A 23,763-nucleotide genomic window follows, 5' to 3' on the forward strand; every position below is an offset into this window, starting at 1 on the left:
AACCAGGGAAGATGGTTTGAAATTTGTCTTGGGCGGGGCACTGCTGGTGACCCTCGTCAGCGGCTGCACCAGCTACAAACCCTTGCCACTCGCCACGGCGCCGGCTGCGGCCGACAGCCTGGATGCGCTGGTGGTCGCCGCCACCCCGACGGGCGGCAAGGCCCCCATCGACCTCAAAGACGGCCTGGATCTTAGGGAGCTGGCTTCCCTGGCGGTACTGAACAACCCGGACCTGGCGGCCACCCGCAGCAGCCTGGGTGTCGCCAAGGCCCAGGCCTTTGCCGCCGGCCTGCTGCCCGACCCCCAGTTGAGCCTCAGCCTCGACAATCCCCTCCACGGCGCCGACGGCGTCGTCAAGGCCTACAGCCTGGGTCTGGGCTACAGCCTGTCCGCCCTCCTGACCAGGGGCGCCAGGGAAGACGCCGCCGGCAGCCATCTGGACAGCGTCCGCTTGGACCTGCTCTGGCGTGAATGGCAGCTGATAAGCGAAGTCCAGTCCCTGGCCGTGGGCATAGCCCTGCAGCAGCGCCAACTGGATCTCCTGGAGCAGGTCCTTGGCCAATACCGGCAGCGTTATCAAGGCTCCAGCAAAGCGTTGGCCTTGGGCAACGTCACCTTGACCACGACCGGTACCGACCTGACGGCGCTCCTCGATGTGCTCTCCCAGCGCAGCCAACTGCAACAGCAGCTCAGCCAATCGCGACACCGCCTGGCATTGCTGCTGGGCCTGTCCCCCTCTGTGGCCATACCCCTGGCGCCGCTGCCTGCCCTGGCGCCCCTCGGTGCCCAAGCGGTGGCGAAAAGGCGCGGCGAGCTGACCCACCTAAGGCCCGATCTGCAGGCGTTGCAGGCCGGCTATGCCAGCCAGGAGGCGGCGGTGAGGGCGGCCGTACTCAACCAATTCCCGGGGCTCTCCCTTGGCATCAACAGGGCCAGGGACACCGGCGGCCTGGCGACGGCCGGGCTCTCCATCGGCCTGGACCTGCCGCTCTTTGACGGCAACCGCGGCGCCATCGCCGTGGAGCGGGCCAGCCGCGAGCAGCTGTGGCACGAATACCAGGCCAGGCTCACCCAGACCGACAACGCCATCAGCCAACTGGAGGCGCAGCAGGGGCTGCTCGGCGAGCAGCAGCAGGCCCTGGAAAGCTACCTGCCCAAGCTGGCGGCCCTGGTCAACAGGGGGGCCAAGGCCTTCAAGCGCGGCGACATCGACGCCCTTTCCTACCTGAACATGGAGTCGACCTACACCGCCAAGGAGCTGGAGGCCCTGGGGGTCCTGCAGAGCCGCTGGCAGGCGGATCTCGCCCTGCGCACCTTGCTGGCCATGCCCTATGGCCTGCGAAGCACCGAACAACAAAAGGCAAGTCGATGATGATCAAGTTTCTCCTGGGCGGCGTCTTGCTGTGCTGGCTGCCCTTTGCCGCCCTGGCCGAAGAAGCGCAGAGCGTCGCCGTGCAGACGGTGCCCCTGGCGACCCATTCCCTGGCCCACAGCCTGACGGCCTACGGGGTCTTGGAGGCCGATCCTGACCAGGTGATCAGCCTCTCCTTGCCCCATGCCGGCCTTATCGAGCGGGTGCAGGTGCGCCTCGGCCAGAAGGTGGCCAGCGGCGATCCCCTGGTGTCCATCGCCACGGCGCCCCAGGCGCGGATGCAGTACCTGCAGGCCAAGAGCGCCGTGGATTTCGCCCGCCGGGAGTTCAAGCGGCAGCAACAGCTGTTCTCGGAGCAGTTGGCCACCCAGGCGCAGCTGGACGCGGCCAGGCGCGACCTGGCCGACGCCAAGGCATCCTTCGACGCCATGAAGAACCGGGGCCAGGGCCTGGCCAGGGAAATACTGCGCGCCCCCATGGACGGCATAGTGACGGCGATGAACGTCTCCCAGGGCCAGCGGGTGGCGGCCGAGACCAACGCCCTGCTGCTGGCCGCCCAGGACAAGGTGATAGCGCGGCTGGGGATAGAGCCGGAGGACGTGGCCAGCATCCAGGCCGGCATGCCGGTGCTGGTCAAACCGGTCTTCGCGCCGCAGTTGGCCATCAGCTCCAAGGTGCGGGACGTGCACGCCATGGTCGACCCCACCACCCACTTGGTGGAGGTGCTGGTGGCCATTCCCGACCCCGAGCGCCATCCCCTGGCGCTGGGCACCCGGGTGGTGGCCACCCTGACCCTGGCCGAGCATGATGCCCTGGCGGTTCCCCCCTCTGCCGTCCTCAAAGACGACAAGGGCAGCTACCTGTTCCGGGTGGAAGGGGGCAAGGCCAAGCGGGTGGCGGTGACCACCGGCCTTGAGAGCCGCGACTATGTGGAAGTGGCCGGCGACCTGGCGGCGGGACAGCCCATAGTCGTCAGCGGCAATTACGAGCTGAGTGACGGCATGGCCATCAGGGAGGCCAAGCCGTGAAGTTGTCCCATTGGGCGGCGGCCCACCGCCGCTCCATCCTCTTCCTGGTGCTGATGCTGGCCGCGGCCGGGGCGGCCCTGGCCTGGAAGCTGCCGGTGGCGCTCTTCCCCCATGTGGATTTCCCGCGGGTGGTGGTGTCATTGGACGCCGGCGACAGGCCGGCCGACCAGATGGCCCTGGAGGTCACCCGGCCTGTAGAGCAGGCCGTCAGGGGGGTACCCGGGGTTGCCGGCATGCGCTCATCCACCAGCAGGGGCAGCGCCGAGCTCTCGGTCAACTTCCGCTGGGGCGACGACATGATCTCGGCCATGCTGCAGGTGGAATCCGCCGTCAACCAGGTGCTGCCGGGCCTGCCCCAGGGTACCCGCTTCTCGGTGCGGCGCATGGACCCCACCGTCTTCCCGGTGGCCGCCTATAGTCTGACCTCGGACAGCAGCTCCCTGGTCAGCCTCCACGACTTGGCCCAGTACCAGTTGGTGCCGCTGCTGTCCTCTGTGGACGGGGTGGCCAACGTCAAGGTGATGGGCGGCGAGCAGTCCGAGTACCGGGTGGAAGTGGACCCCCAGAAGCTGGCGGCCTATGGCCTGAGTTTCAGCGATGTTGCCACGGCGCTTTCCGCCAGCAACGTGCTGCAGGCGGTCGGGCGGCTGCAGCAGCACTACAAGCTCTACCTGCTCTTGTCCGACACCCGCATCCAGTCCCTTAAGGCCATAGGGGAGACGGTGCTGCGCAGCGGCAAGGACGGCTTCGTCAGGCTGGAAGACATCGCCACCGTCAAGCCGGCGACGGTGCCCCAGTGGCTCAAGGTCAGCGCCGACGGCCACGACGCCGTGCTGGTGCAGATCTACCAGCAGCCGGACGGCAATACGGTGCAGATCGTCAAGGACGTCGCCCAGCGCCTGGCCGCCTACCGCCAGAAGCTGCCGGCGGGGGTGAAGATCGCCAACTGGTACGATCAAAGCCAGCTGATCACCGCCTCGGCCGGCAGCGTCATGGACGCCATCGCCATAGGGGTGGTGCTGGCCGGCCTGGTGCTGCTGGCCTTCCTGCGCAGCCTCAAGATCACCCTGGTGGCCGTGCTGATAGTGCCTGCCGTGCTGGCCAGCACGGTGCTGCTGCTCAAGGTGCTGCACATGAGCTTCAACATCATGACCCTGGGCGGCATGGCCGCCGCCGTCGGCCTTATCGTCGACGACGCCATCGTCATGATAGAGCACATCATCCGCCGCCTGCGCCAGAGGCCCAAGGACCTGGCCCTGACCATCCGCGAGGCGGCCATCGAGTTCACGCCGCCGCTGATGGGCTCGTCCATGGCGACCATCGTCATCTTCGCGCCCCTGGCTTTCCTCGGCGGCGTCACCGGGGCCTTCTTCAAGGCCCTGTCCCTGACCATGGCCAGTAGCCTCTTCATCTCCTTCCTGATGGCCTGGCTGGCGGTACCGCTGCTGGCGGAGCACCTGCTGAGCCACGGGGACGCGCAAAAGGAGGACGAAGGTCCTTACTTCGGGCGCTTCCGGGGCTTCTACACCAAGTCGTTGGAAGGGGCCTTCGCCAAGCCCTGGCTGCTGCTGCTGGGGATAGCGCCGTTGCTGCTGGCCGGCACCCTGGCGTACCGGCAGCTGGGCACCGGCTTCATGCCGCACATGGACGAGGGGGGCTTTATCCTCGACTACAGGGCCCCGGCCGGGACCTCCCTGGCCGAGACCGACCGCCTGCTGCGCCAGTTGGAGTCGCTGCTGCAGGCCGATCCGGCAGTGCAGACCTATTCCCGCCGCACCGGCGCCCAGCTGGGGGGCGGCCTGACCGAGGCCAACGAGGGGGATCTCTTCGTCCGCCTCAAGCCGCTGCCGAGGGCGCCCATCGACGAGGTGATGGACCGCCTTCGCCAGCAGATAGAAAGCCAGGTGCCTGGCCTGGATATCGAGATGGCGCTGCTGATGGAGGACCTTATCGGCGATCTCACCGCCGTGCCCCAGCCCATAGAGATCAAGCTCTACAGCGACGACATAGAGACACTCCAGCAGCTGGCGCCCAAGGTGGCAGAGCGGATCGGCGCCATCGACGGGGTGGTGGACGTCAACGACGGCATAGTGCTGGCCGGCGACGCCGTCAAGGTGGTGGTGGACAGGGATAAGGCCGCCCTGGAGGGTATCGATCCCGACCAGGTCACCCAGCAGCTCCAGGCCTGGATGGAAGGCCTGGTGACCACACAGGTGCAGGGCAACCTCAAGCTGATCGACGTCCGGCTCTGGGTCCCGCCAGCCGACCGGGACCGCATCGCTGCCCTCAAGACCTTGCGGCTGCGGGCTCCGGACGGGCACTTGGTGCCGCTCGGGCGCATCGCCCGCCTCCAGGTGGAAACGGGCCAACCCCAGATCACCCGCGACAATCTCAAGCGCATGGTGGCCGTGACAGGGCGGATCAGCGGCCGGGATCTCGGCTCGACCATAGCCGACGTCAAGGCGGTGCTTCGCCAGCCCGGCCTTATCCCTGGGGATGTCTACGTGGAGCTGGGCGGCCTCTACAAGCAGCAGCAGATCGCCTTCCAAGGGTTGCTGGCCGTCTTCGCCGGCGCCCTGGCCTTGGTGTTCCTGCTGCTCCTTTACCTGTACGAGAGCTTCGCCGCCGCCTTCGCCATTTTGCTGTCGCCGCTGCTGGCCATGGCCGCCGTCTTCATCGGGCTCTGGCTCACCGATACCGAGCTCAACATCACCGCCATGATGGGCATGACCATGATCGTCGGCATCGTCACCGAGGTCTCGGTGTTCTACTTCTCCGAGTACCACGAGCTGCGCAGCCAGGGCATGACCGGCACCCCGGCCCTGGTCCTGGCCGGGGCCAACCGGCTGCGCCCCATACTGATGACCTCCATCGCCGCCATACTGGCCTTGCTGCCCCTGGCGCTGGCCCTGGGCCAGGGCTCGGCCATGCAGCAGCCCCTGGCCATCGCCATCATCGCCGGGCTCCTGGCCCAGGTGCCGCTGGTGCTGTTGGTGATGCCGGTCCTCTACCGGCTGCTGACCTGGCAGCGGGAAGCACTCTGAGGCAACAAAAAAGGCGCCCTGGGGCGCCTTTTTTATGTTCAGAGAAAAAGCTTATTTCACTTCTTCGCCGGCCGCTTGCTTGTCGGCGTGGTAGCTGGAGCGCACCAGGGGGCCGCAGGCGGCGTCAACACTAAACCTTGCTTGACGGATAAATGACCGCCTGGCATTCAAATTGAACCTAACTGAATATTGTTATACATTTGTGCGGCGTTGTTTCCCAAATCCGGTGAACCAATCCGCCTGACTGTGATCCGATCCCCGACGTATCGATGGGGAACAGCAGATGGGTCAGGCTAAACGCACTATCACCAATTGGGCAGACTACAACCGCGCCTTGGTTAACCGAGGCTCATTAACCTTCTGGATGGATGAAGCGGCTACCCGCCATTGGCATTGCCAACAGCATCACGGCGGTCGGGGTCGTGGTTTCGAATACAGCGACACCGCCATCGAGACAGCGCTGATGCTCAAGGGCCTGTTCGACCTGCCGCTGCGTGCCTTGGAAGGCTTTATCAACTCGCTATTCCAGTTGATGGAACTGCCGTTGACCTCGCCCAGTTACAGCTGCATCAGCAAGCGCGCCAAGACGGTCAACATCCGCTACCGCCTGCCCAGCAAGGGCCCAGTTGCCCACCTGGTTATCGACGCCACCGGGCTCAAGGTCTATGGCGAAGGCGAGTGGAAGCAACGCAAGTACGGCAAGGAGAAGCGCCGTGTCTGGCGCAAGCTACACCTGGCCGTCGATGCGCAGACCCATGAGGCTATCGCCGCCGAAGTCAGCCTGGAAAACGTCGGTGATAGCGAGGTACTGCCCGGCCTGCTCAATCCTCTGCGCCGCCGTATCGACCAAGTCAGCGCCGACGGGGCTTACGACAGCAGAGCCTGCCACCGGCTACTGCAAAGAAAAGGCGCCAAAGCCAGCATCCCGCCTCGCAAGACAGCGGGGTACTGGGAGCAAGGTCACCCAAGGAACGAGGCAGTGGCGGCGCTGAAAGCCGGGCAACTGGCCGAGTGGAAAAGGGAAAGCGGCTATCACCAACGCTCAAAAGCGGAAACGGCTATGTCGCGATACAAGCAGCTCATCAGCCCGAAGCTGAGTCTGCGCGACTACAACGGCCAAGTGGCAGAGGCTTTGGCTGGGGTGAAGGTGATGAACAAAATGCTGGGCCTCGGCATGCCTGTTCGCCAGGTCAGTTAAGGGCAGCAAGCCCTTTAGGAGCAGGCTTTCCAGGCTCTGATTTGATCAACAACGCCCATTTGTGCCCAAGTGGATGCAGCCTCATCATGGATGAAAAAATGGCAGAGCAAGTGCGTATTGGTATTCTTCTTCTCTTTTCCTTTTTTTCTTTTCAGCTTTTTGCTGATGAGACAGTTTACCTTTATCAAAACAAAAGCTACCACTCTTTAGGGGAGCTTGAGCAGGCGGTAAAAGTTGAAACCGCTAATCGTATTGGTTTTGGTAGCCGACTACCTGAACAACTACGGCTAGTCGATACATCTAACTCTAAACTCGAATATCAAGCTTTTTATAATGTTGAGGAAGATGAGCCTTTTATTGTCTTTACCCCCTGCAGTGAAAATAATGGAGCCTGTGCTACTGAACAAGACGCCGTAGCTGAATGGATAAATAAAAATACATCTCCAAGCGACGGGATTTGCCCAGGAGCAACTGTTACTTCCGTTTCAAATGACGGTTGGAGTTTTAGCGGTTGGGTTACAATAAGTGCAGACTGGTATATTGGTACTAAACACGCTAAGCACTCCATTAATAATTATAATGCCGTGCAAAAGTATTACAAAGAAATTCCGCTTAGTTTTAATCAGTACGACTGCCAGTTGAATCAACGAACAATCAGCCGGGATGTACATAGGTACGAAGCTTATAAATGCCCTGTCTCTAAGATTGAGGCCATTTTTTTTGAGGCGCCTTCAACTGAAACAGGTACTCCCACCTGTCGAGTCGGCGGAAACGAAATAGCCTATGTGAAGCAGTGCAAATCCCCTTTTGAATGGGAAGAGTCCTCTCTCGATTGCGTTTCGTATTGTCCGCCAAATGCTCCAGAACTGGACTTGGCGCTAGGGGTGTGTAAGCAACATCCTGGAGAGGCTCAACCCAAGGCATGCCCTGCCAAAGTGTTAGACCCGATAGATGCGGATACTGGTGAGAGTGTTCAGCCACAACGGCCGGATTTTGTTGGTGGAGGGAGTTTCCCACTGTCTTTTACCCGCAATTACCGAAGCTTCCGTCTGCCGTACGTCAAAAGGCCAAGCCAGTATCCGCCACCTCCTGATGAGGAAGACAAACGGGTCCGTTATGTTCAGCCTGCTGGTTACACGGGCACCAGTATTCCTTACTGGGTGCCACAGGAACGGAATGGCACTGTGCCACCTCTCGGCTATAAGCAGTGGCAGAATAATTACCAGAGCAGGCTGATTGCTTATCCTGATGCCAGCAAGGTGATGCTGGCACGTGCCAACGGCGATAGGCATTATTTTAGTCTGCAAGCGGATGGCGTGACCTATCTCCCGGATAACCTAACGGGTGACAGGGTTGTTAAAAACGATAATCAGTGGACCTATACGACCAGTAATGGCATCAGCGAAGTTTATGATGAAAACGGTCGCTTGATGTCGATAACCAATCAGCAAGGCTTGACTCAAGCCCTTGCATATAACGCTGAAGGGCAACTCAGTACGGTAACCGACCCTGGCGGCCGTCAGCTTGTCCTTGCCTATGATACAGAGTCGCGTTTATCGACGGTGACAGCTCCCGGTGGAGAGGTCATCACCTATGAATATGGAGAACATGGTAATTTGACCCGGGTTGTTTACCCAGATAATACGGCTGGGGACAATACGGATAACCCAAAAACCACCTATGGCTATAGCGATGCTGACCACCCTTATGCTTTGACGCGGCAGGAGGATGCGAATGGTGATGAATATGCTACTTGGACCTTTGATGCATCAGGGCGTGCAACGGGGAGCCGTAATTTCGGGGGGCATCGTGAAGGTACTGTAAGCTATGCCAATGGTAATGCTGTTGTTACTGAAGCAAACGGACATCAGCGTACGCTGACGTTTGATGATAAAGGGCGTTTATCCTCGATAACTGGCGGCAACTGTGGCCAGTGTAGCAGCAGCGATGTGGCCAGTTTCACTTATGACAGCAAGAACCAAAAAGTCAGTGAAACGGATTTTAACGGCGTCGAAACCCGCTATGAATACAACAGCCGAGGCTTACAGACCAAGCGCACTGAAGCTTATGGTACAGCGCTTGCGCGAGTAACCACGACCGAGTGGCACAGTGACCTTGCTTTGCCGGTAAGAATTACTACGCCGACTAAGCAAATAGATTATGCCTATGGTGCTCGGGGACGCATTGAATCGGTCACCGAGACTGATCTGCTTTTCCCCGAAACGCCAAAGCGTGTGACTACCTATTCCTACAATGAAGCCGGTTTGCTTTCCGGTATTGATGGTCCGCGTACGGATGTCACTGATATCACGACGTTCAGTTATGATGCTAAATATGACGTGAAGTCCATTACCGATGCAGCTGGTAATGCCACCCAAATTACTGCCAGAGATGACAATGGTCGCCCAACGACCATTGTTGATGCGAATAATGTCACCACTACGCTGACTTATGATACCAGGGGCCGTATCACAAGTCAGACTGTCGGCGGCTATGTTACCAACTTTGCTTACGACAATATCGGGCAGCTAATACAGGTAACTTTACCCTCAGGGGCAGTGACACGATATGAGTACAACGGCGCCAGGCTGTTGACGGCCATTGCCGATGGCCAAGGCAATCGCATCGAATACAGCCACGATGTGATGGGGAATCTGACCCAGATGGATGTAAAAGATCCTGAGGGAATGCTCTATGCCACACAGCGGCAACTCTTCGACGGCTTGAATCGCTTGGTGTCTGTAACAGATGGCCTGAACCAGACTACTGCCTTTGGTTATGATGCGGTGGGTAACAGGACCAGTATCAAGACCCCCCTGCTTAGAGAGACCAAGCAGGTTTACGATGCCCTAAATCGTCTGAGTGAAACCACAGATGCCAAACAAGGCAAAACGGCCTATGGCTATGATGCCGCGAACAACCTGACCCAGGTTAAGGCCCCTAATGGGGCTACGACAAAATACGGCTATGACGGTTTGGGCGATTTGCTGAGCCAGAGCAGTCCTGATGCTGGCATAACCGCTTTCACCTATGATGAAGCCGGTAATCAGGTCAGTAAAACCGATGCCAACAATGTCACCGTTGGTTACAGCTATGATGCGCTTAACCGTTTGAGCAAGATCGACTATCCGGATGACAGCTTGGATGTGACCTTAAGCTATGACGCCGGTACCAACGGGAAGGGGCATTTAAGTAGTGTCAGCGATGGCAGCGGCTCAACGACCTACGGCTATAACATAACTGGCCAGGTAAGCAGTAAGACCTCGATCATTGCAGGTAAAAGCTTCACGCTAAGTTACCAGTACAATGGTGCTGGCCAATTGATTGGCATCACTTACCCCAGCGGCCGAATGGTCAGCTTTAGCCGTGACAACCATGGCCAAATCGCTGGCATCAGTGAAACTAAAGACGGTGCCAGCCAGAATTTATTGACTGGTGCCAGCTATGTACCCTTTGGTAGGGCCAAAGCCTTTACCGAAGGTGATGGGAAAATAACAAGCAAGGCTTATGACCTTAACGGACAGGTAACGGCTATCAATGTGCCCGGGATATATCAAAGCAGCCTGGTCTACGACGCCGACAGCAATATTGCGGCGATAAGTGATGCTATAAGGCCGGCAACCAATCAAAGCTTCAGCTTCGATGAATTGGACAGGTTAACCCAAGGCACTGGTGACTATGGCACCATTGACTACAGTTACGACGGTGCGGGCAACCGTCTCTCTAAAACAGCCAATCAGTCGACCCAGTCATTAATCTACAAGACTGAAAGCAATCAGTTGACTGGCCCTTATCTACACGATAGTAACGGGAATCGGACACAGGATAATAAACGCAGCTATAGCTATGGTGCGCATAACCGGCTATTAGAAGTGGTCAATGATGAGAATGGTCTTAAGACCACCTACTTGTACAACGGTTTGGGCCAAAGGGTGAAGAAAAGTAACCTGTTTGGCGATCTTTACTTTATCTATGACGAACAGGGATCGCTAATTGCAGAAGCAAACAGCGAAGGTCAAGTGGTTAAAGAGTACGTGTATTTTGAAGGGCAGCCGTTAGCTATGCTGGTGGGTGAACAATGATGGAACGAGTAAAAAAATATATTGGATATTTAACCCTGGGTTTTCTGCTGTGCTTGATAAACATCGAGGTATCGGCTGAGACGTTCACTTCGAATACGACGATAGCTGCTGGTGAACACAGCTACACAGATGATCTGATTGTTCCATCCGGTATTACCTTGACTATCGAGTCTGGCGCTATCCTCCGCTTTGACAGTGGTAGGAAGCTACAGATTGATGCTGGTGGTTATCTAATTATTCAAGGCACAGAGCAAGCCCCTGTCCTATTCACTTCGAGTACCGCATCGCCGGGCAGTTGGCAAGGGATAACAGTCAATGGCGAGCGTAGCGATGGCGGCGATATTCAAATTTCCTATGCCACCATAGAGTATGCAAATTACGGCGTTTATTTTAGTCAAGGTGCCAAGGCCGACATTACCCACAGTGTTATTAGAAATAATAATGTTGGCTTGTATTACTATGGAGCCCGTACAGGTGGCACGGTGCATAGTTCTCAGCTCTATAACAACCAGAGTGGGGTCTATATCTATGGTGGTTACAATTATCTAGCTGACCATCCGAAGCCGGTTATCACGGGCAACAGCATTTATGACAACAGTGCCTATAACTACAGGGTGGTTTTCTATCGTGACACCAATAAGACGGTGTTGGATGCGACGGGGAACTGGTGGGGGACAACGGACCTAGCGGTTATCACCGGCAAGATTTATGACATGGTGGATGACGCAAACAGCCCCTCAGTGGATTTTTCAGGTTTGCTAGCTTCAGAAAATGGAGCGCCTGTTGCTGGTACTGTGCTAACCAAAGCGATTGTTGTCGACACCATCTGGTCTGCTACGGACGGTATTATTGCTCAGCCGATAAAGGTCATGAGTGGTTCCACGCTGACAATAGCCGCAGGGACCCGATTTAATGCAGAGGGGAACAGTAACCTCAGCGTCGAAGCGGGTGGCAAGTTGATTATTCAAGGCACAGAGCAAGCCCCTGTCCTATTCACTTCGAGTACCGCATCGCCGGGCAGTTGGCAAGGGATAACAGTCAATGGCGAGCGTAGCGATGGCGGCGATATTCAAATTTCCTATGCCACCATAGAGTATGCAAATTACGGCGTTTATTTTAGTCAAGGTGCCAAGGCCGACATTACCCACAGTGTTATTAGAAATAATAATGTTGGCTTGTATTACTATGGAGCCCGTACAGGTGGCACGGTGCATAGTTCTCAGCTCTATAACAACCAGAGTGGGGTCTATATCTATGGTGGTTACAATTATCTAGCTGACCATCCGAAGCCGGTTATCACGGGCAACAGCATTTATGACAACAGTGCCTATAACTACAGGGTGGTTTTCTATCGTGACACCAATAAGACGGTGTTGGATGCGACGGGGAACTGGTGGGGGACAACGGACCTAGCGGTTATCACCGGCAAGATTTATGACATGGTGGATGACGCAAACAGCCCCTCAGTGGATTTTTCAGGTTTGCTAGCTTCAGAAAATGGAGCGCCTGTTGCTGGTACTGTGCTAACCAAAGCGATTGTTGTCGACACCATCTGGTCTGCTACGGACGGTATTATTGCTCAGCCGATAAAGGTCATGAGTGGTTCCACGCTGACAATAGCCGCAGGGACCCGATTTAATGCAGGGGAACAGTAACCTCAGCGTCGAAGCGGGTGGCAAGTTGATTATTCAAGGCACAGAGCAAGCCCCTGTCCTATTCACTTCGAGTACCGCATCGCCGGGCAGTTGGCAAGGGATAACAGTCAATGGCGAGCGTAGCGATGGCGGCGATATTCAAATTTCCTATGCCACCATAGAGTATGCAAATTACGGCGTTTATTTTAGTCAAGGTGCCAAGGCCGACATTACCCACAGTGTTATTAGAAATAATAATGTTGGCTTGTATTACTATGGAGCCCGTACAGGTGGCACGGTGCATAGTTCTCAGCTCTATAACAACCAGAGTGGGGTCTATATCTATGGTGGTTACAATTATCTAGCTGACCATCCGAAGCCGGTTATCACGGGCAACAGCATTTATGACAACAGTGCCTATAACTACAGGGTGGTTTTCTATCGTGACACCAATAAGACGGTGTTGGATGCGACGGGGAACTGGTGGGGGACAACGGACCTAGCGGTTATCACCGGCAAGATTTATGACATGGTGGATGATGCAAACAGTCCCCTTGTGGACTACAGGCAAATGCTGCAGTCAGAAAATGGTGATATTGTTCCTGGTGTTCAGATACTGGGTGATATCGCTAGTGAAACTCGATGGCAGGCAGATGATGTATTGGTGTTGGCAGCTACTAAAGTATTAAGTGGTGCACATCTCATCATCGAGTCAGGTACCAGAGTCAAATTTGCCAAAGGGGCTCAGCTCGTTGTCGATAAGAATGCACGACTGAGCATTGTTGGTGAAGAAGGCAATCCTGTGGTGCTGACCTCCGATCAACAAACCCCGACTGCCGGGGATTGGAAAGGGATCCTGGTCAATGCCGAAAATGGGGCTGTCACCATCAGCAATGCCACCATCGAGTATGCCGATAAAGGGGTGTATCTTGTCGGTAAGAAGGCAAAGGCAACAATTACAAACAGTAAAATTGAAAACAATAATTATGGTGTCTTTGTCGATGGCGGCAACGCTGCTTATGATGATCATCCCGTTCCAGTCGTTACCAACGACGTGATCGCAGGGAATAACAAATACAATTACTACACTCAGTCTTTCAGCGGCGGAAGCAGCCGTACATTCAATGCCAAGGGTAATTACTGGGGGACATCGGATAGCGCCGCAATCGCAACATCCATCTATGATAATAGCGATTCCTCTTCTTTGCCCATAGTTGATTCCGGCCATGCCAGGTCAAGCGAGAAAACCGATGTCGTCGCTGATGCGGGCCCAGATAAGGTTGGCTTTGGTACCGTCGAAACGCTGCTGCCGGGTAGTGGAAGCAGTAATGCTGCCATCACGGGATACGACTGGCAGCAGTATCTCGGAGAGCCATTGACGCTGGTCAACTCAGATACAGCGCAGGCGAGTTTCACAACGGCAGACGTTCAAAACGAAAAGCTTTATTCCTTTATCTTTACCGTTACCGATGAAAATGGCATCTCCGCCTCGGACAAGATGAATGTGGTGGTTAAACCCTTTTCCGAGTACAACACGGCGCCTGTGGTTGCTGAGTCCAAGGGGGTGCTGGTCTCAGCAAATGATGCGGTGTCGGCAACATTGCCGGCCAGCGATGCTGATAATGATCCCTTAACCTACTCCTGGCAACAAACGGGCGGTGAGCCGGTCAGCCTGGGCTCAACCGATACGGATACACTAACTTTCACAGCGCCAGAGAAAACCGAGGATAGCGTTTACCGCTTCACGCTGACGGTCAGCGACGGTCACTATACAGTTAAACGGGATCTGGTCGTGGCTGTTAAAGCCAGGCTGTCTGCCGCAGGCACCTACTACTATCACAACGATCACCTGGGCACGCCACAGGTGATGACAGATGACAAGGCGGCCGTCGTCTGGCAGGCGAGCTACACCCCCTTTGGTGAGGCAAACATCGCAGTTGAAACCGTCACCAACAACCTGAGGTTCCCCGGCCAGTACTACGATCAGGAGTCCGGCCTCCATTACAACTACTTTAGGGACTATGACCCGGATCTTGGGCGTTATATCGAGAGTGACCCGATAGGGCTAAATGGTGGGGTCAATACTTATGGGTATGTTGGTGGAAACCCGATTGGCTATGTGGATTCGTTAGGATTGTGGCCGTCGAGATGGTTTATTTATCATCAAGGAGCAATCTACAGAAATATACCTATACCTAGAGAATTACAAGAAGTATTGGTTAAAGGCCAAGAATATGCTGATAGTGATCCATTTCAAACTGGGGCCAACTCATATAGACATGGTATGAGAAATAAGGGACAGTCAAAATGTGAAGCAATGGCGGCAGCAAATGAATTTATTAAAGAACAGTATCGTAAGGCATGGAGGTTGAGAACGGATGGTAAAATTAAAGATTCATTGTTTGAATTTTCTATAGGGCTGCACACGTTGCAAGATAGCACTTCACCATCACACTCAGGGTTCCAAGAATGGTCTGATAATCCAGGGAGGCTGGCCGTATGGTGGCATGTGGCTCGCGAATCTGCTTTTTATACTCCTAGTCAAATGGACGCCCTTAATAAAATTACTAAGGATGCTTGGAATTGGTATGAGCATGGTGGATTACCAAGGGGAGGTTTTTTTCCTTCTAATGACTGTGGATGTCAGCAATGAAAAATGATGTAATTTTACTTGCAGGTATTGCATTGCTACACACAGAGGTCGCTAGTGCGCATGGTGATATGGTTGTTACGGGTTCAGTAACACTATCAGCTATTTTGCAATTTGTAGTATTGCTCTGGGTGGCTTTATCTAAAAAAACTAAAAAGATAAGAGTGCCTTCTATTATTGTTTTGATTTTTGTATTCTTTCTTATTTGGGTATCGCTGGACATGCCTAATTCAGGGAGGAAAACGGACATAGCATTGTTGTGGCTTGTAGATCTGATACCTTTGATTTTATTATTTTATATTAGATACATTGCACATAGAGTTGTTTGTGATGGGAAGATTTCAGGCAAGAGAAGTCAAACCGGTAAGTCGGATCGTAAGCTAATATAGATCTAAAAATGGTTGATAATTGGATAGAGGCTGCTAACAAAAAGAAGTTGCTTGCTATTGTCATTCTGAAACAAGGCTACTGTTGGAACTTCCTTTATTTCAATTTTCTAGTTGACTGGTGTTGTGATGGCAAGGGAAATAAAGCATTCTGTTGTGAGAGATACTTTTGGAGTTGATGCAAGTTTATAAGATTTCTTGATTATTCATTAATACTTGTGCATATATTAATACTTTTACCTGATGAACGGTCCCTATCTTCAGTTGACTCTGTTGCATGAGTTCTAGGTTTAGAAGATCGTACCTTGATTAGAGCAGCCATAGAGTCCGTCTTATTGCCATTTTATCTGCAACAATGGCATACAATGAGAATTTGCAGGTTGACTGAACATAACTATATCTGGGTGAATCTGCCGGCCATGAAAAAAGGCGCCCTAAGGCGCCTTTTTCATGTCGTACGAAGCTTATTTCACTTCCTCGCCGGCCGCTTGCTTGTCGGCGTGGTAACTGGAGCGCACCAGGGGGCCGCAGGCGGCGTGCTCGAAGCCCATGTCCATGGCGCTGTCGTGCAGCTCGTCGAACTCGGCCGGGGGCACATAGCGGGCCACCGGCAGGTGGTGGCGGCTCGGCTGCAGGTACTGGCCCAGGGTCAGCATGGTGACGCCGTGGTCGCGCAGATCCTGCATCACGGTGCGAATTTCGTCGTTTTCCTCGCCGAGGCCCATCATCAGGCCTGACTTGGTGGGGATGCCGGGGTTGCGTTCCTTGAAGCGCTTCAAGAGCTCCAGGGACCACTCGTAGTTGGCGCCGGGGCGGACCATCTTGTAGAGGCGCGGTACGTTTTCCAGGTTGTGGTTGAAGACGTCCGGTGGGGTCTCGCTGAGGATGTCGAGGGCGATGTCCATGCGGCCGCGAAAATCCGGCACCAGGATCTCTATCTTGATCTCGGGGCTGTACTTGCGGATGGCCTTGATGCAGTCGGCAAAGTGCTGGGCGCCGCCGTCACGAAGATCGTCGCGGTCGACGGAGGTGATCACCACGTACTTGAGCTTCATGTCGCGGATGGTCAGGCCCAGCTTTTCCGGCTCTTGGGCGTCGGGGGCCAGGGGGCGGCCGTGGGCCACGTCGCAGAAGGGGCAGCGACGGGTACAGATGGCGCCCAGGATCATGAAGGTGGCGGTGCCGTGGTTGAAGCACTCTGAGAGGTTGGGGCAGGAGGCTTCTTCACAGACAGAGTGCAGGCCGTGCTTGCGCATGGCGCCCTTGATGTCTTCGATGCGCTGGGTGCTGGCCGGCAGCCTGACCTTCAGCCAGGCCGGCTTCCTGAGCATTTCCTTGGGCTCTGTGGGCATGACCTTGACCGGGATCAGGGCCATTTTGTCGGCGTCGCGCAGCTTGACACCGGGTTCGATGCGTACGGTCTTGCTCATGAAGAAAAATCCAATCCGTCTTGATGTGACCAATGGTCGAAGCCCAGGCGCTGGGCCAGCTTCGCCACCAGTATGGGATCTACGTCGTTGAGGCCGGTGCCAGGCTTGAACTGGCTCAACTGGGTCATTTCCATGCCGGCGTAGCCGCAGGGGTTGATACGCAGGAAGGGCTCCAGATCCATGGCCACATTCAGGGCCAGGCCGTGGAAGGAGCAGCCGCGGCGCACCCGCAGGCCAAGGGAGCAGATCTTCTGCTCGCCCACATAGACGCCGGGGGCGTCTGGGCGGGGGGCGGACTGGACGCCGAATTCGGCCAGGGTGTCCACCACGGCGTCTTCGATATGGCTGACCAGTTCGCGCACGCCGAGCTTACGGCGGCGCAGGTCCAGCAGCACGTAAAGTACACGCTGGCCGGGGCCGTGATAGGTCACCTGGCCACCGCGGTCCACCTGCACCACAGGGATGTCGCCGGGGAAGAGCACATGCTCGGCCTTGCCGGCCTGGCCCTGGGTGAAGACGGGGTCGTGTTCCACCAGCCAGAGTTCGTCGCGGCTTTCGGGGCCGCGCTGGTCGGTATAGGCCTTCATGGCGTCCCAGACGCCCTGGTAAGGCTGGCGGCCCAGTTGGCGGACGATGAGTTCAGAGGACATATTTGACCGTTTCGATGGCGCCGAGGGCCTTGTAGAGGGTCTCTACATGGTCCTTGGAGGTGACAGTCACTTGCACCGTCACCGAATGGTAGCTGCCCTTGCTGCTGGGCCTGACCGTGGGGGAATAGTCGCCGGGGGCATGTTGCTGCACGACGGCCAGCACGTCATCCACCAGGTCTTCACGGGCGGCGCCCAGGACCTTGAAGGGAAAGAGGCAGGGAAATTCCAGGTACTTGTCAAATTCGGTCTGCATGCTACCACTCCAGACATCAACGGGGCACAGTGTAACAGAAAGCGATGAAAAAGGCGCCCGAGGGCGCCTTTAGATATGGGGTCGGAGCAGTGGGGATCAAGCTCAGCTGAACCAGCCTTTGAACAGCAGGGCGAAGTAGTCCATCAGGCGGGAGAACCAGCTGCCTTTCTGGACTTCGTCCAGGGCCACCAACGGGTACTGGGCGATGTCCTTGCCGTCCAGTTTCAGGAAGAGGGTACCGACCCGCTCGCCCTTGGCCAGGGGCGCCTTGAGTTCCTTGTCCAGCTGGAAGTCGGCCTTGATGTCGGCGGCGGCGCCGCGGGGCACCGTTACCGGGGTGGCTTCCATCACGCCCAGGCGCACGTTCTTGATGTTACCCATGTAGATGCGCTGGCTGGCGAACTCCTGGCCGGCCTTGAAGGGGGTGACGGTCTCGAAGAAGCGGAAGCCCCAGTTCAGTAGCTCCTTGGAGATGTCGCGGCGGGCGTTGTTGGACTTGGTGCCGATGACGGCGGACACCAGGCGCATGCCGTCCTTGACGCCGGAGGCCACCAGGGAATAGCCCACCTCGGCGACGTGACCCGTCTTGATGCCGTCCACGTTCATGGACCTGTCGTGCAGCAGGGCGTTGCGGTTGTACTGCTTGATGCCGTTGTAGGTGTAGGACTCGTCGGAGTAGATCTTGTATTCGTCCGGCAGGTCACGAATGAGGGCGGCGCCCAGCAGGGCCATGTCGCGGGCGCTGGAGTAGTGGTCAGGGTCCGGCAGGCCGTGGGGATTGACGAAGTGGCTCTCGGTCAGGCCCAGCTGCTTGGCCTCGGCGTTCATCAGGTCGGCAAAGCCGCTGACGGTGCCGGCGATGTGTTCGGCCATGGCCACGCAGGCGTCGTTGCCTGAATCGATGATGATGCCCTTGTTGAGCTCACCGACCGTCACCTCCGTGCCCACCTCGATGAACATCTTCGAGGAGTCGGGGAAGTTCTTGGCCCAGGCGTTCTGGGAGACGGTGACCTTGTCGTCGCGGTGCAGGCGGCCGGCCTTGATCTCCTTGCCGATGATGTAGCTGGTCATCATCTTGGTCAAAGAGGCGGGGGGCAGGCGCTCGTCACCGTTGCTTTCGGCCAGGATCTTGCCGGAGTTGAAGTCCATCAACACATAGGCTTTGGCGTCAACGTTGGGGGCCTGGGGAATGATGCGGTCAGCCTGGGCAGAGAAGGCGGACAGGCCAAGCAGGCTTAGGGAGAGGAGGGCATAGCGCATGGGTAATGTCTTCTTCTTAATTCGAATAGGAATAGGTTACCAGAGGCATCAGGGGATGTTGACCCCAGTCTGCCCTTGAGGTTCCACATAAACTTTGAAAGGCCTACCGACACCCTGGCGTTTGAGGGCCTCGATCAGCGCCTCTGCCTTGAGTTCATCGGCCGCCGGGCCCAGCTGCACCTTGTAGAGGCCCTGCTCCTGGACCACCTGGTAGCCGCTGCCGACCAGGGCCGCCAAGCGTTTGCCGGCGGCGTCGGCCCGGCCCGGGTCGCTGCTGGCAGCCACCTGCACGAAGATGGGGTTTTGGGCCTTGATGGGGGCCAGCACCGTTTCCTTCTGGGGCGGCGTTACTACTTCCAGGCGCACATGGGCCGTGCCCTTCTTGAGCATATCCAGCTTATAGGCGGCGGCGTAGGAGAGGTCGATGATGCGCCCTTCATGGAAGGGGCCGCGGTCGTTGACCCGCACCACCACCTGGCGGCCGTTGTCCAGGTTGGTGACCCGCACGAAGCTCGGCAGCGGCAGCCGCTTGTGGGCGCCGCTCATGGCGTACATGTCGTAGATCTCGCCGTTGGAGGTCTTGTAGCCGTGGAACTTGGTGCCGTACCAGGAGGCGTAGCCTTCCTGCACGAAGCCCTTGGGCTCCTTGATCACCCGGTAGAACTGGCCGCCCAGCTCGTAGTCGCGGTTGCCGGCGCGGGAATAGGGTTCGTCGGTGACGGTGGCGTCCTGCACATGGTCAAGGCGCGGCACGTCCACCGGGTAGGCGTCCTCTTGCTGGGCGTAGCGCCCCTGCTGGCCGGGGGCCTCACCCCGCTGGGGGCCGGCGCAGCCCGCCAGCCACAGCAGTGGCAACCAGCAGAGCCATTTAGCCTGCATGGGCCTGCTCCAGCTGCTGGGCCAGGGTCCAGACGGCCCTGGCGTAGAGGGGAGAGCGGTTGTAGCGGGTGATCACGTAAAAGTTGTGAAAGCCCAGCTGATAGTCGGTGCCGTCCTTGAGTGCGAAGGCGAACAGCTTGGCCGGGGTGTCGCCGCCCAGTTCCTTGCCGGCTTCCACGCCTTGGGCCTTGAGGGCCGCGACAGTGCTGTCGATCTCCAGGCCGTCGGTCAGAGGGGCCTGGCCTTTGATGTCGGCCTTGGCCAGCACCGGCTCGCCCAGGCGCCAGCCGTGCTCGTGGAAATAGTTGGCCACCGAGCCGATGGCGTCTTCGCTCGAGAAGAGATCGCGCTTGCCGTCACCGTTGAAATCCACGGCAAAGTGCTGGTAGCTCGACGGAATGAACTGGCCCTGGCCCATGGCGCCGGCATAGCTGCCGAGCGGGCTCTGCTGCCAGCCCTGTTCCTTGGCCAGCTTCAGGTACTGGCCCAGTTCCTTGAAGAAGAAATCCTGCCTGGGCTCGTAGAAGAAGCCCAGGGTATAGAGGGCGTCCCGCACCGGGTAGACCCCCTGGTGCTGGCCGTAGTAGGTCTCGACCCCGAGGATGGCGACGATGACCGACGCAGGCACCTGGTATTGGGCCTGGGCCTTGGCCAGGACCGCCTCGTGCTCATGCCAGAAGGCCAGGCCCTTTGCCAGGCGCTCCGGGGTGATGAAGATGGGCCTGTACTGGTACCAGGGCTTGGCTTCCCAGGGGGTGGCGATGGCGTCGAGGATCTTCTGGTTTTTCTCGGCACCGGCCAAGGCGCTCTGCACCTCGGCGGGGCTCAGGCCAGAAAGGTCCGCCAGGGCCTTGGCCTTGTCGGCGGGGATCTCGGCCCAAACCGGCAGCGCCAGCACCGCCAGCAGTGCCCATTTCCATCTTGCCATCCTTTCTTCCTTAGCTGTGCAGCAGGCGTTTATGGGTATGGATCGCCATCAGGATGCCAAAGCCGGCCATCAGCGTCACCATGGAGGTGCCGCCATAGGAGACCAGGGGCAGGGGAACCCCCACCACCGGCAACATGCCGGACACCATGCCGATGTTGACGAACACATAGACGAAGAAGGTCAGGATAATGGCGCCACCTAACAGCCGGCTGAACGCCGTCTGGGCCTGGGAGGCGATGTAGAGGCCGCGGGTGATGATGGCCAGATAGAGCAGCAACAGGCAGAGCACCCCCACCAGGCCGAACTCTTCGCTCAGTACGGCGAAGATGAAGTCGGTGTGGCGCTCGGGCAGGAATTCCAGCTGGGACTGGGTGCCGTGCAGCCAGCCTTTGCCCCAGAGGCCGCCCGAGCCTATGGCGATCTTGGACTGGATGATGTGGTAACCGCTGCCCAGGGGGTCGGACTCGGGGTTCAAGAAGGTCAGCACCCGCTGGCGCTGGTAGTCGCGCATCAGGAAGAACCAGAGGATCGGCAGGAAGGCGCTGACGGCGCCGACGGCCGCCGCCACCAGGCGCCAGCTCATGCCGGACAGGAACAGTACGAAGACCCCTGAGGCGGCGATGAGGATGGCGGTGCCCAAGTCAGGCTGCTTGGCGATGAGCAAGGTCGGCACTATCACCAGCATGAAGCCTTTGACCAACTGCAGCAGGGTCGGCGGCAGGGGATGGCGGGAGATGTAGTAGGCCACCATCATCGGCACCGCCAGTTTCATCAGCTCCGACGGCTGGAAGCGCATGAAGCCGAGATCCAGCCAGCGCTGGGCGCCCTTGCCGATGTCACCCACCACCAATACCGCCACCAGCAGCAGGGTGCCCACCGAGAACAGCGGCAACGACCAGCGCTTGTAGACGTCGGGGGGGATCTGGGCCAGCACGGCCGTCACCCCCAGGGCCAGGAAGAGGCGCACCAGCTGGCGTTCCATCATGGCCATGTTCTGGCCTGAGGCGGAATAGACCACCACCAGGCTGACCCCCATCAGGCACAACACGAACAGCAGCAGCCAGCCGTCGATGTGCAACTTGTTGAGCAGGCTACGGTTGTCGTTCATTGGCGGCACCTTCGTCGATCAGGTAGTAATCCATCATCTGGCGGGCCAGGGGGGCCGCTATTGAGCCGCCGCCGCCGATGATGTTCTCCAGGGCCACTGTCACCACTATCTTGGGGGCCTCGAAGGGGGCATAGCCGATGTACATGGCGTTGTCCCTGTGGCGCTCAGCGACCTTGTGGGCGTCGTAACGCTCGTCCTGGGCTATGTTCACCACCTGGGCCGTACCCGTCTTGCCGGCGGCGCTGTACAGGGCGCCTTCGAAGGCCTTGTGGCCTGAGCCCGTGGGGTGGGCCACCACCCTGTGCATGGCGTTTTCCACTTCCTGCCAGTGCAGTGGGCTGGCCACCACGGCGGGCTTGTCCTCGGGGGGCAGGGCCAGGGTGCCGCTCTTGGAGCCGGTGGCCCTCAGGATGCGCGGCGTATGGTAGGTGCCGGCGTTGGCCATGATGGTGGTGGCGGTGGCCAGCTGCACCGGTGTCACTGTCCAGTAGCTCTGGCCTATGCCGATGGGAATGGTGTCGCCGGTATACCAGGGCTGGCGGAAGCGGCGCTCCTTCCATCTGGGGGAGGGCATGACGCCGCTGCTTTCCTCGTGGATGTCGATGCCCGAGAACTGGCCGAAGCCGAACAGGCTCATCCAGTCGTGGATCTTGTCGATGCCCAGATCCACGGCCAGGGTGTAGAAATAGGTGTCGCAGGACTCGGCGATGGCCCGCTTGAGGTCAACCCAGCCGTGGCCCCAGCGTTTCCAGTCCCGCCACTTGTGTTCCAGGCCAGGCAGCTGGAAGTAGCCCGGGTCCCAGACCTTGGTGGCCGGGGTGATCTTGTCTTCCTCCAGGCCCACCAGGGCCAGGAAGGGTTTGACGGTGGAGGCCGGCGGGTAGCGGCCCTGGGTGGCGCGGTTGATCAGCGGCCTGTCCGGGGAATGCAGCAGCTTGTTGTATTCCTTGCTGGAGATCCCCTTGACGAAGAGGTTGGGGTCGTAGGAAGGGGCGCTGGCCATGGCCAGCACGCCGCCGTCGTTGGGATCTATGGCGACGATGGCGCCGCGGCGGCCTTCCAGCAGCTGCTGGGCCTTGAGCTGGAGGTTCAAGTCGATGTTGAGGGTGAGATCCTTGCCCGGCACCGGCGGTTCGAAACGCAGGGTACGCACGGCCCGGCCGCGGTTGTTGACCTCCACCTCCATGTAGCCCACCTGGCCGTGCAGGGTATCCTCGTAATAGCGCTCCACGCCCAGCTTGCCTATCTCATGGGTGGCGGCGTAGTTGGAGAGCTGGTCCTTTTCGGCAAGATCCTGGAGATCCTTGTCGTTGATCCGCGACACATAGCCCAACACGTGGGTGAGGGCGTCACCGTAGGGGTAGTAGCGCTTGAGGCGGGCCTCGACGGAAAAGCCGGGGAAGCGGTATTGGTTGACCGAGAACAGCGCCACCTGCTGCTCGCTCATCTCCTCCAGCAGCGGCACCTTCTTGAAGCGGCGCACCCCTTTGAGGGACTCGCGAAAATCGGCCAGGGTGTCGTCGTCTATGCCCAGCAGCGCCTTGAGGTCGGCCAGGGGCTGGTCCCAGGATTTGACCTGCTCGGGCACCACTTCCAGGGAGAAGACGGGCCTGTTCTCGGCCAGCACCACGCCGTTGCGGTCGTAGATGATGCCGCGGTTGGGGGCCACAGGCACCAGCTTGATGCGGTTGTCGTTGGAACGGACCTGGTAGTTCTGGTACTCCACCACTTGCAGGTGGTAGAGGTTGGCCACCAGGCCGCCGAAACAGAGCAGCACCACCAGCAGGCAGAACAGGGCACGGCGCCAGAACAGGGACGCTTCAAAGCCGTGGTCGCGGATCTGTACCTTCTGGCGGGCCAT

The 23,763-nt window shown here is 58.0% G+C and carries 16 protein-coding genes; 8 read left to right on the top strand and 8 right to left on the bottom strand.

Annotated features, from left to right (window positions below):
* Nucleotides 1–16: 16 nt before the first annotated feature.
* The 8 genes from PVT67_RS05015 (at nt 17) to PVT67_RS05050 (ending at nt 15,397) form a co-directional block, all read left to right on the top strand.
* Nucleotides 17–1,372 carry a TolC family protein gene (locus PVT67_RS05015; protein WP_301498492.1) on the top strand — a complete coding sequence of 452 codons (1,356 nt, stop codon included), beginning with the start codon at nt 17–19 and terminating at the stop codon, nt 1,370–1,372.
* A complete protein-coding gene (locus PVT67_RS05020) occupies nt 1,372–2,400 on the top strand; it encodes an efflux RND transporter periplasmic adaptor subunit (protein WP_301498495.1) in 1,029 nt (342 codons plus the stop codon). Before PVT67_RS05015 ends, PVT67_RS05020 begins: the two co-directional genes overlap by 1 nt.
* Nucleotides 2,397–5,444, top strand: coding sequence for an efflux RND transporter permease subunit (locus PVT67_RS05025; RefSeq protein WP_336407807.1), 3,048 nt, complete (start codon nt 2,397–2,399; stop codon nt 5,442–5,444). The genes PVT67_RS05020 and PVT67_RS05025 overlap by 4 nt, the downstream gene beginning before the upstream one ends.
* A gap of 283 nt (nt 5,445–5,727) precedes the next feature.
* Complete coding sequence (locus tag PVT67_RS05030; protein WP_301494219.1) at nt 5,728–6,642, top strand: IS5 family transposase; 915 nt, start codon at nt 5,728–5,730, stop codon at nt 6,640–6,642.
* 41 nt (nt 6,643–6,683) lie between these two features.
* Nucleotides 6,684–10,724, top strand: a complete 4,041-nt coding sequence (locus PVT67_RS05035; RefSeq protein WP_301498497.1) for a DUF6531 domain-containing protein — start codon at nt 6,684–6,686, stop codon at nt 10,722–10,724.
* Nucleotides 10,721–12,379 carry a right-handed parallel beta-helix repeat-containing protein gene (locus PVT67_RS05040; protein WP_301498499.1) on the top strand — a complete coding sequence of 553 codons (1,659 nt, stop codon included), beginning with the start codon at nt 10,721–10,723 and terminating at the stop codon, nt 12,377–12,379. The genes PVT67_RS05035 and PVT67_RS05040 overlap by 4 nt, the downstream gene beginning before the upstream one ends.
* Complete coding sequence (locus tag PVT67_RS05045; RefSeq protein WP_301498501.1) at nt 12,363–15,011, top strand: RHS repeat-associated core domain-containing protein; 2,649 nt, start codon at nt 12,363–12,365, stop codon at nt 15,009–15,011. The genes PVT67_RS05040 and PVT67_RS05045 overlap by 17 nt, the downstream gene beginning before the upstream one ends.
* Nucleotides 14,999–15,397 (top strand): hypothetical protein, encoded by a 399-nt coding sequence (locus PVT67_RS05050; RefSeq protein WP_301498503.1) that lies wholly within the window; start codon nt 14,999–15,001, stop codon nt 15,395–15,397. Before PVT67_RS05045 ends, PVT67_RS05050 begins: the two co-directional genes overlap by 13 nt.
* A 461-nt stretch (nt 15,398–15,858) precedes the next feature.
* On the opposite strand, the gene lipA is transcribed toward PVT67_RS05050, so the two are convergent.
* From lipA to mrdA, 8 genes are all read right to left on the bottom strand, one after another.
* On the bottom strand, nt 15,859–16,824 hold the full coding sequence (gene lipA, locus PVT67_RS05055; RefSeq protein WP_301498505.1) for a lipoyl synthase: 966 nt from the start codon (nt 16,822–16,824) through the stop codon (nt 15,859–15,861).
* Nucleotides 16,821–17,474, bottom strand: a complete 654-nt coding sequence (gene lipB / locus PVT67_RS05060) for a lipoyl(octanoyl) transferase LipB (RefSeq protein WP_301498507.1) — start codon at nt 17,472–17,474, stop codon at nt 16,821–16,823. The genes lipA and lipB overlap by 4 nt, the downstream gene beginning before the upstream one ends.
* Nucleotides 17,464–17,727 carry a DUF493 family protein YbeD gene (gene ybeD / locus PVT67_RS05065; RefSeq protein ID WP_301498509.1) on the bottom strand — a complete coding sequence of 88 codons (264 nt, stop codon included), beginning with the start codon at nt 17,725–17,727 and terminating at the stop codon, nt 17,464–17,466. Before ybeD ends, lipB begins: the two co-directional genes overlap by 11 nt.
* 102 nt (nt 17,728–17,829) lie before the next feature.
* Nucleotides 17,830–18,987: a serine hydrolase gene (locus PVT67_RS05070; protein ID WP_301498511.1), complete on the bottom strand. Its 1,158-nt coding sequence runs from the start codon at nt 18,985–18,987 to the stop codon at nt 17,830–17,832.
* Nucleotides 18,988–19,035: 48 nt separating this feature from the next.
* Nucleotides 19,036–19,866, bottom strand: coding sequence for a septal ring lytic transglycosylase RlpA family protein (locus PVT67_RS05075; RefSeq protein ID WP_301498514.1), 831 nt, complete (start codon nt 19,864–19,866; stop codon nt 19,036–19,038).
* Nucleotides 19,856–20,794, bottom strand: coding sequence for a lytic murein transglycosylase B (gene mltB / locus PVT67_RS05080; RefSeq protein ID WP_301498517.1), 939 nt, complete (start codon nt 20,792–20,794; stop codon nt 19,856–19,858). Before mltB ends, PVT67_RS05075 begins: the two co-directional genes overlap by 11 nt.
* A gap of 10 nt (nt 20,795–20,804) precedes the next feature.
* Nucleotides 20,805–21,902 carry a rod shape-determining protein RodA gene (gene rodA / locus PVT67_RS05085; protein WP_301498519.1) on the bottom strand — a complete coding sequence of 366 codons (1,098 nt, stop codon included), beginning with the start codon at nt 21,900–21,902 and terminating at the stop codon, nt 20,805–20,807.
* Nucleotides 21,886–23,763: a penicillin-binding protein 2 gene (gene mrdA, locus PVT67_RS05090; RefSeq protein WP_301498521.1), complete on the bottom strand. Its 1,878-nt coding sequence runs from the start codon at nt 23,761–23,763 to the stop codon at nt 21,886–21,888. The genes rodA and mrdA overlap by 17 nt, the downstream gene beginning before the upstream one ends.

This window comes from Gallaecimonas kandeliae (assembly GCF_030450055.1).
GTDB lineage: Bacteria > Pseudomonadota > Gammaproteobacteria > Enterobacterales > Gallaecimonadaceae > Gallaecimonas > Gallaecimonas kandeliae.

Bases quoted from the DNA above. Each gene is read 5' to 3' on its own strand.
- PVT67_RS05020 (WP_301498495.1), top strand. From the start codon at position 1,372: ATGATCAAGTTTCTCCTGGGCGGCGTCTTGCTGTGCTGGCTGCCCTTT.
- PVT67_RS05030 (WP_301494219.1), top strand. From the start codon at position 5,728: ATGGGTCAGGCTAAACGCACTATCACCAATTGGGCAGACTACAACCGC.
- PVT67_RS05040 (WP_301498499.1), top strand. From the start codon at position 10,721: ATGATGGAACGAGTAAAAAAATATATTGGATATTTAACCCTGGGTTTT.
- PVT67_RS05045 (WP_301498501.1), top strand. From the start codon at position 12,363: ATGCAGGGGAACAGTAACCTCAGCGTCGAAGCGGGTGGCAAGTTGATT.
- PVT67_RS05050 (WP_301498503.1), top strand. From the start codon at position 14,999: ATGTCAGCAATGAAAAATGATGTAATTTTACTTGCAGGTATTGCATTG.
- lipA (WP_301498505.1), bottom strand. From the start codon at position 16,824: ATGAGCAAGACCGTACGCATCGAACCCGGTGTCAAGCTGCGCGACGCC.
- lipB (WP_301498507.1), bottom strand. From the start codon at position 17,474: ATGTCCTCTGAACTCATCGTCCGCCAACTGGGCCGCCAGCCTTACCAG.
- ybeD (WP_301498509.1), bottom strand. From the start codon at position 17,727: ATGCAGACCGAATTTGACAAGTACCTGGAATTTCCCTGCCTCTTTCCC.
- PVT67_RS05070 (WP_301498511.1), bottom strand. From the start codon at position 18,987: ATGCGCTATGCCCTCCTCTCCCTAAGCCTGCTTGGCCTGTCCGCCTTC.
- PVT67_RS05075 (WP_301498514.1), bottom strand. From the start codon at position 19,866: ATGCAGGCTAAATGGCTCTGCTGGTTGCCACTGCTGTGGCTGGCGGGC.
- mltB (WP_301498517.1), bottom strand. From the start codon at position 20,794: ATGGCAAGATGGAAATGGGCACTGCTGGCGGTGCTGGCGCTGCCGGTT.
- rodA (WP_301498519.1), bottom strand. From the start codon at position 21,902: ATGAACGACAACCGTAGCCTGCTCAACAAGTTGCACATCGACGGCTGG.
- mrdA (WP_301498521.1), bottom strand. From the start codon at position 23,763: ATGGCCCGCCAGAAGGTACAGATCCGCGACCACGGCTTTGAAGCGTCC.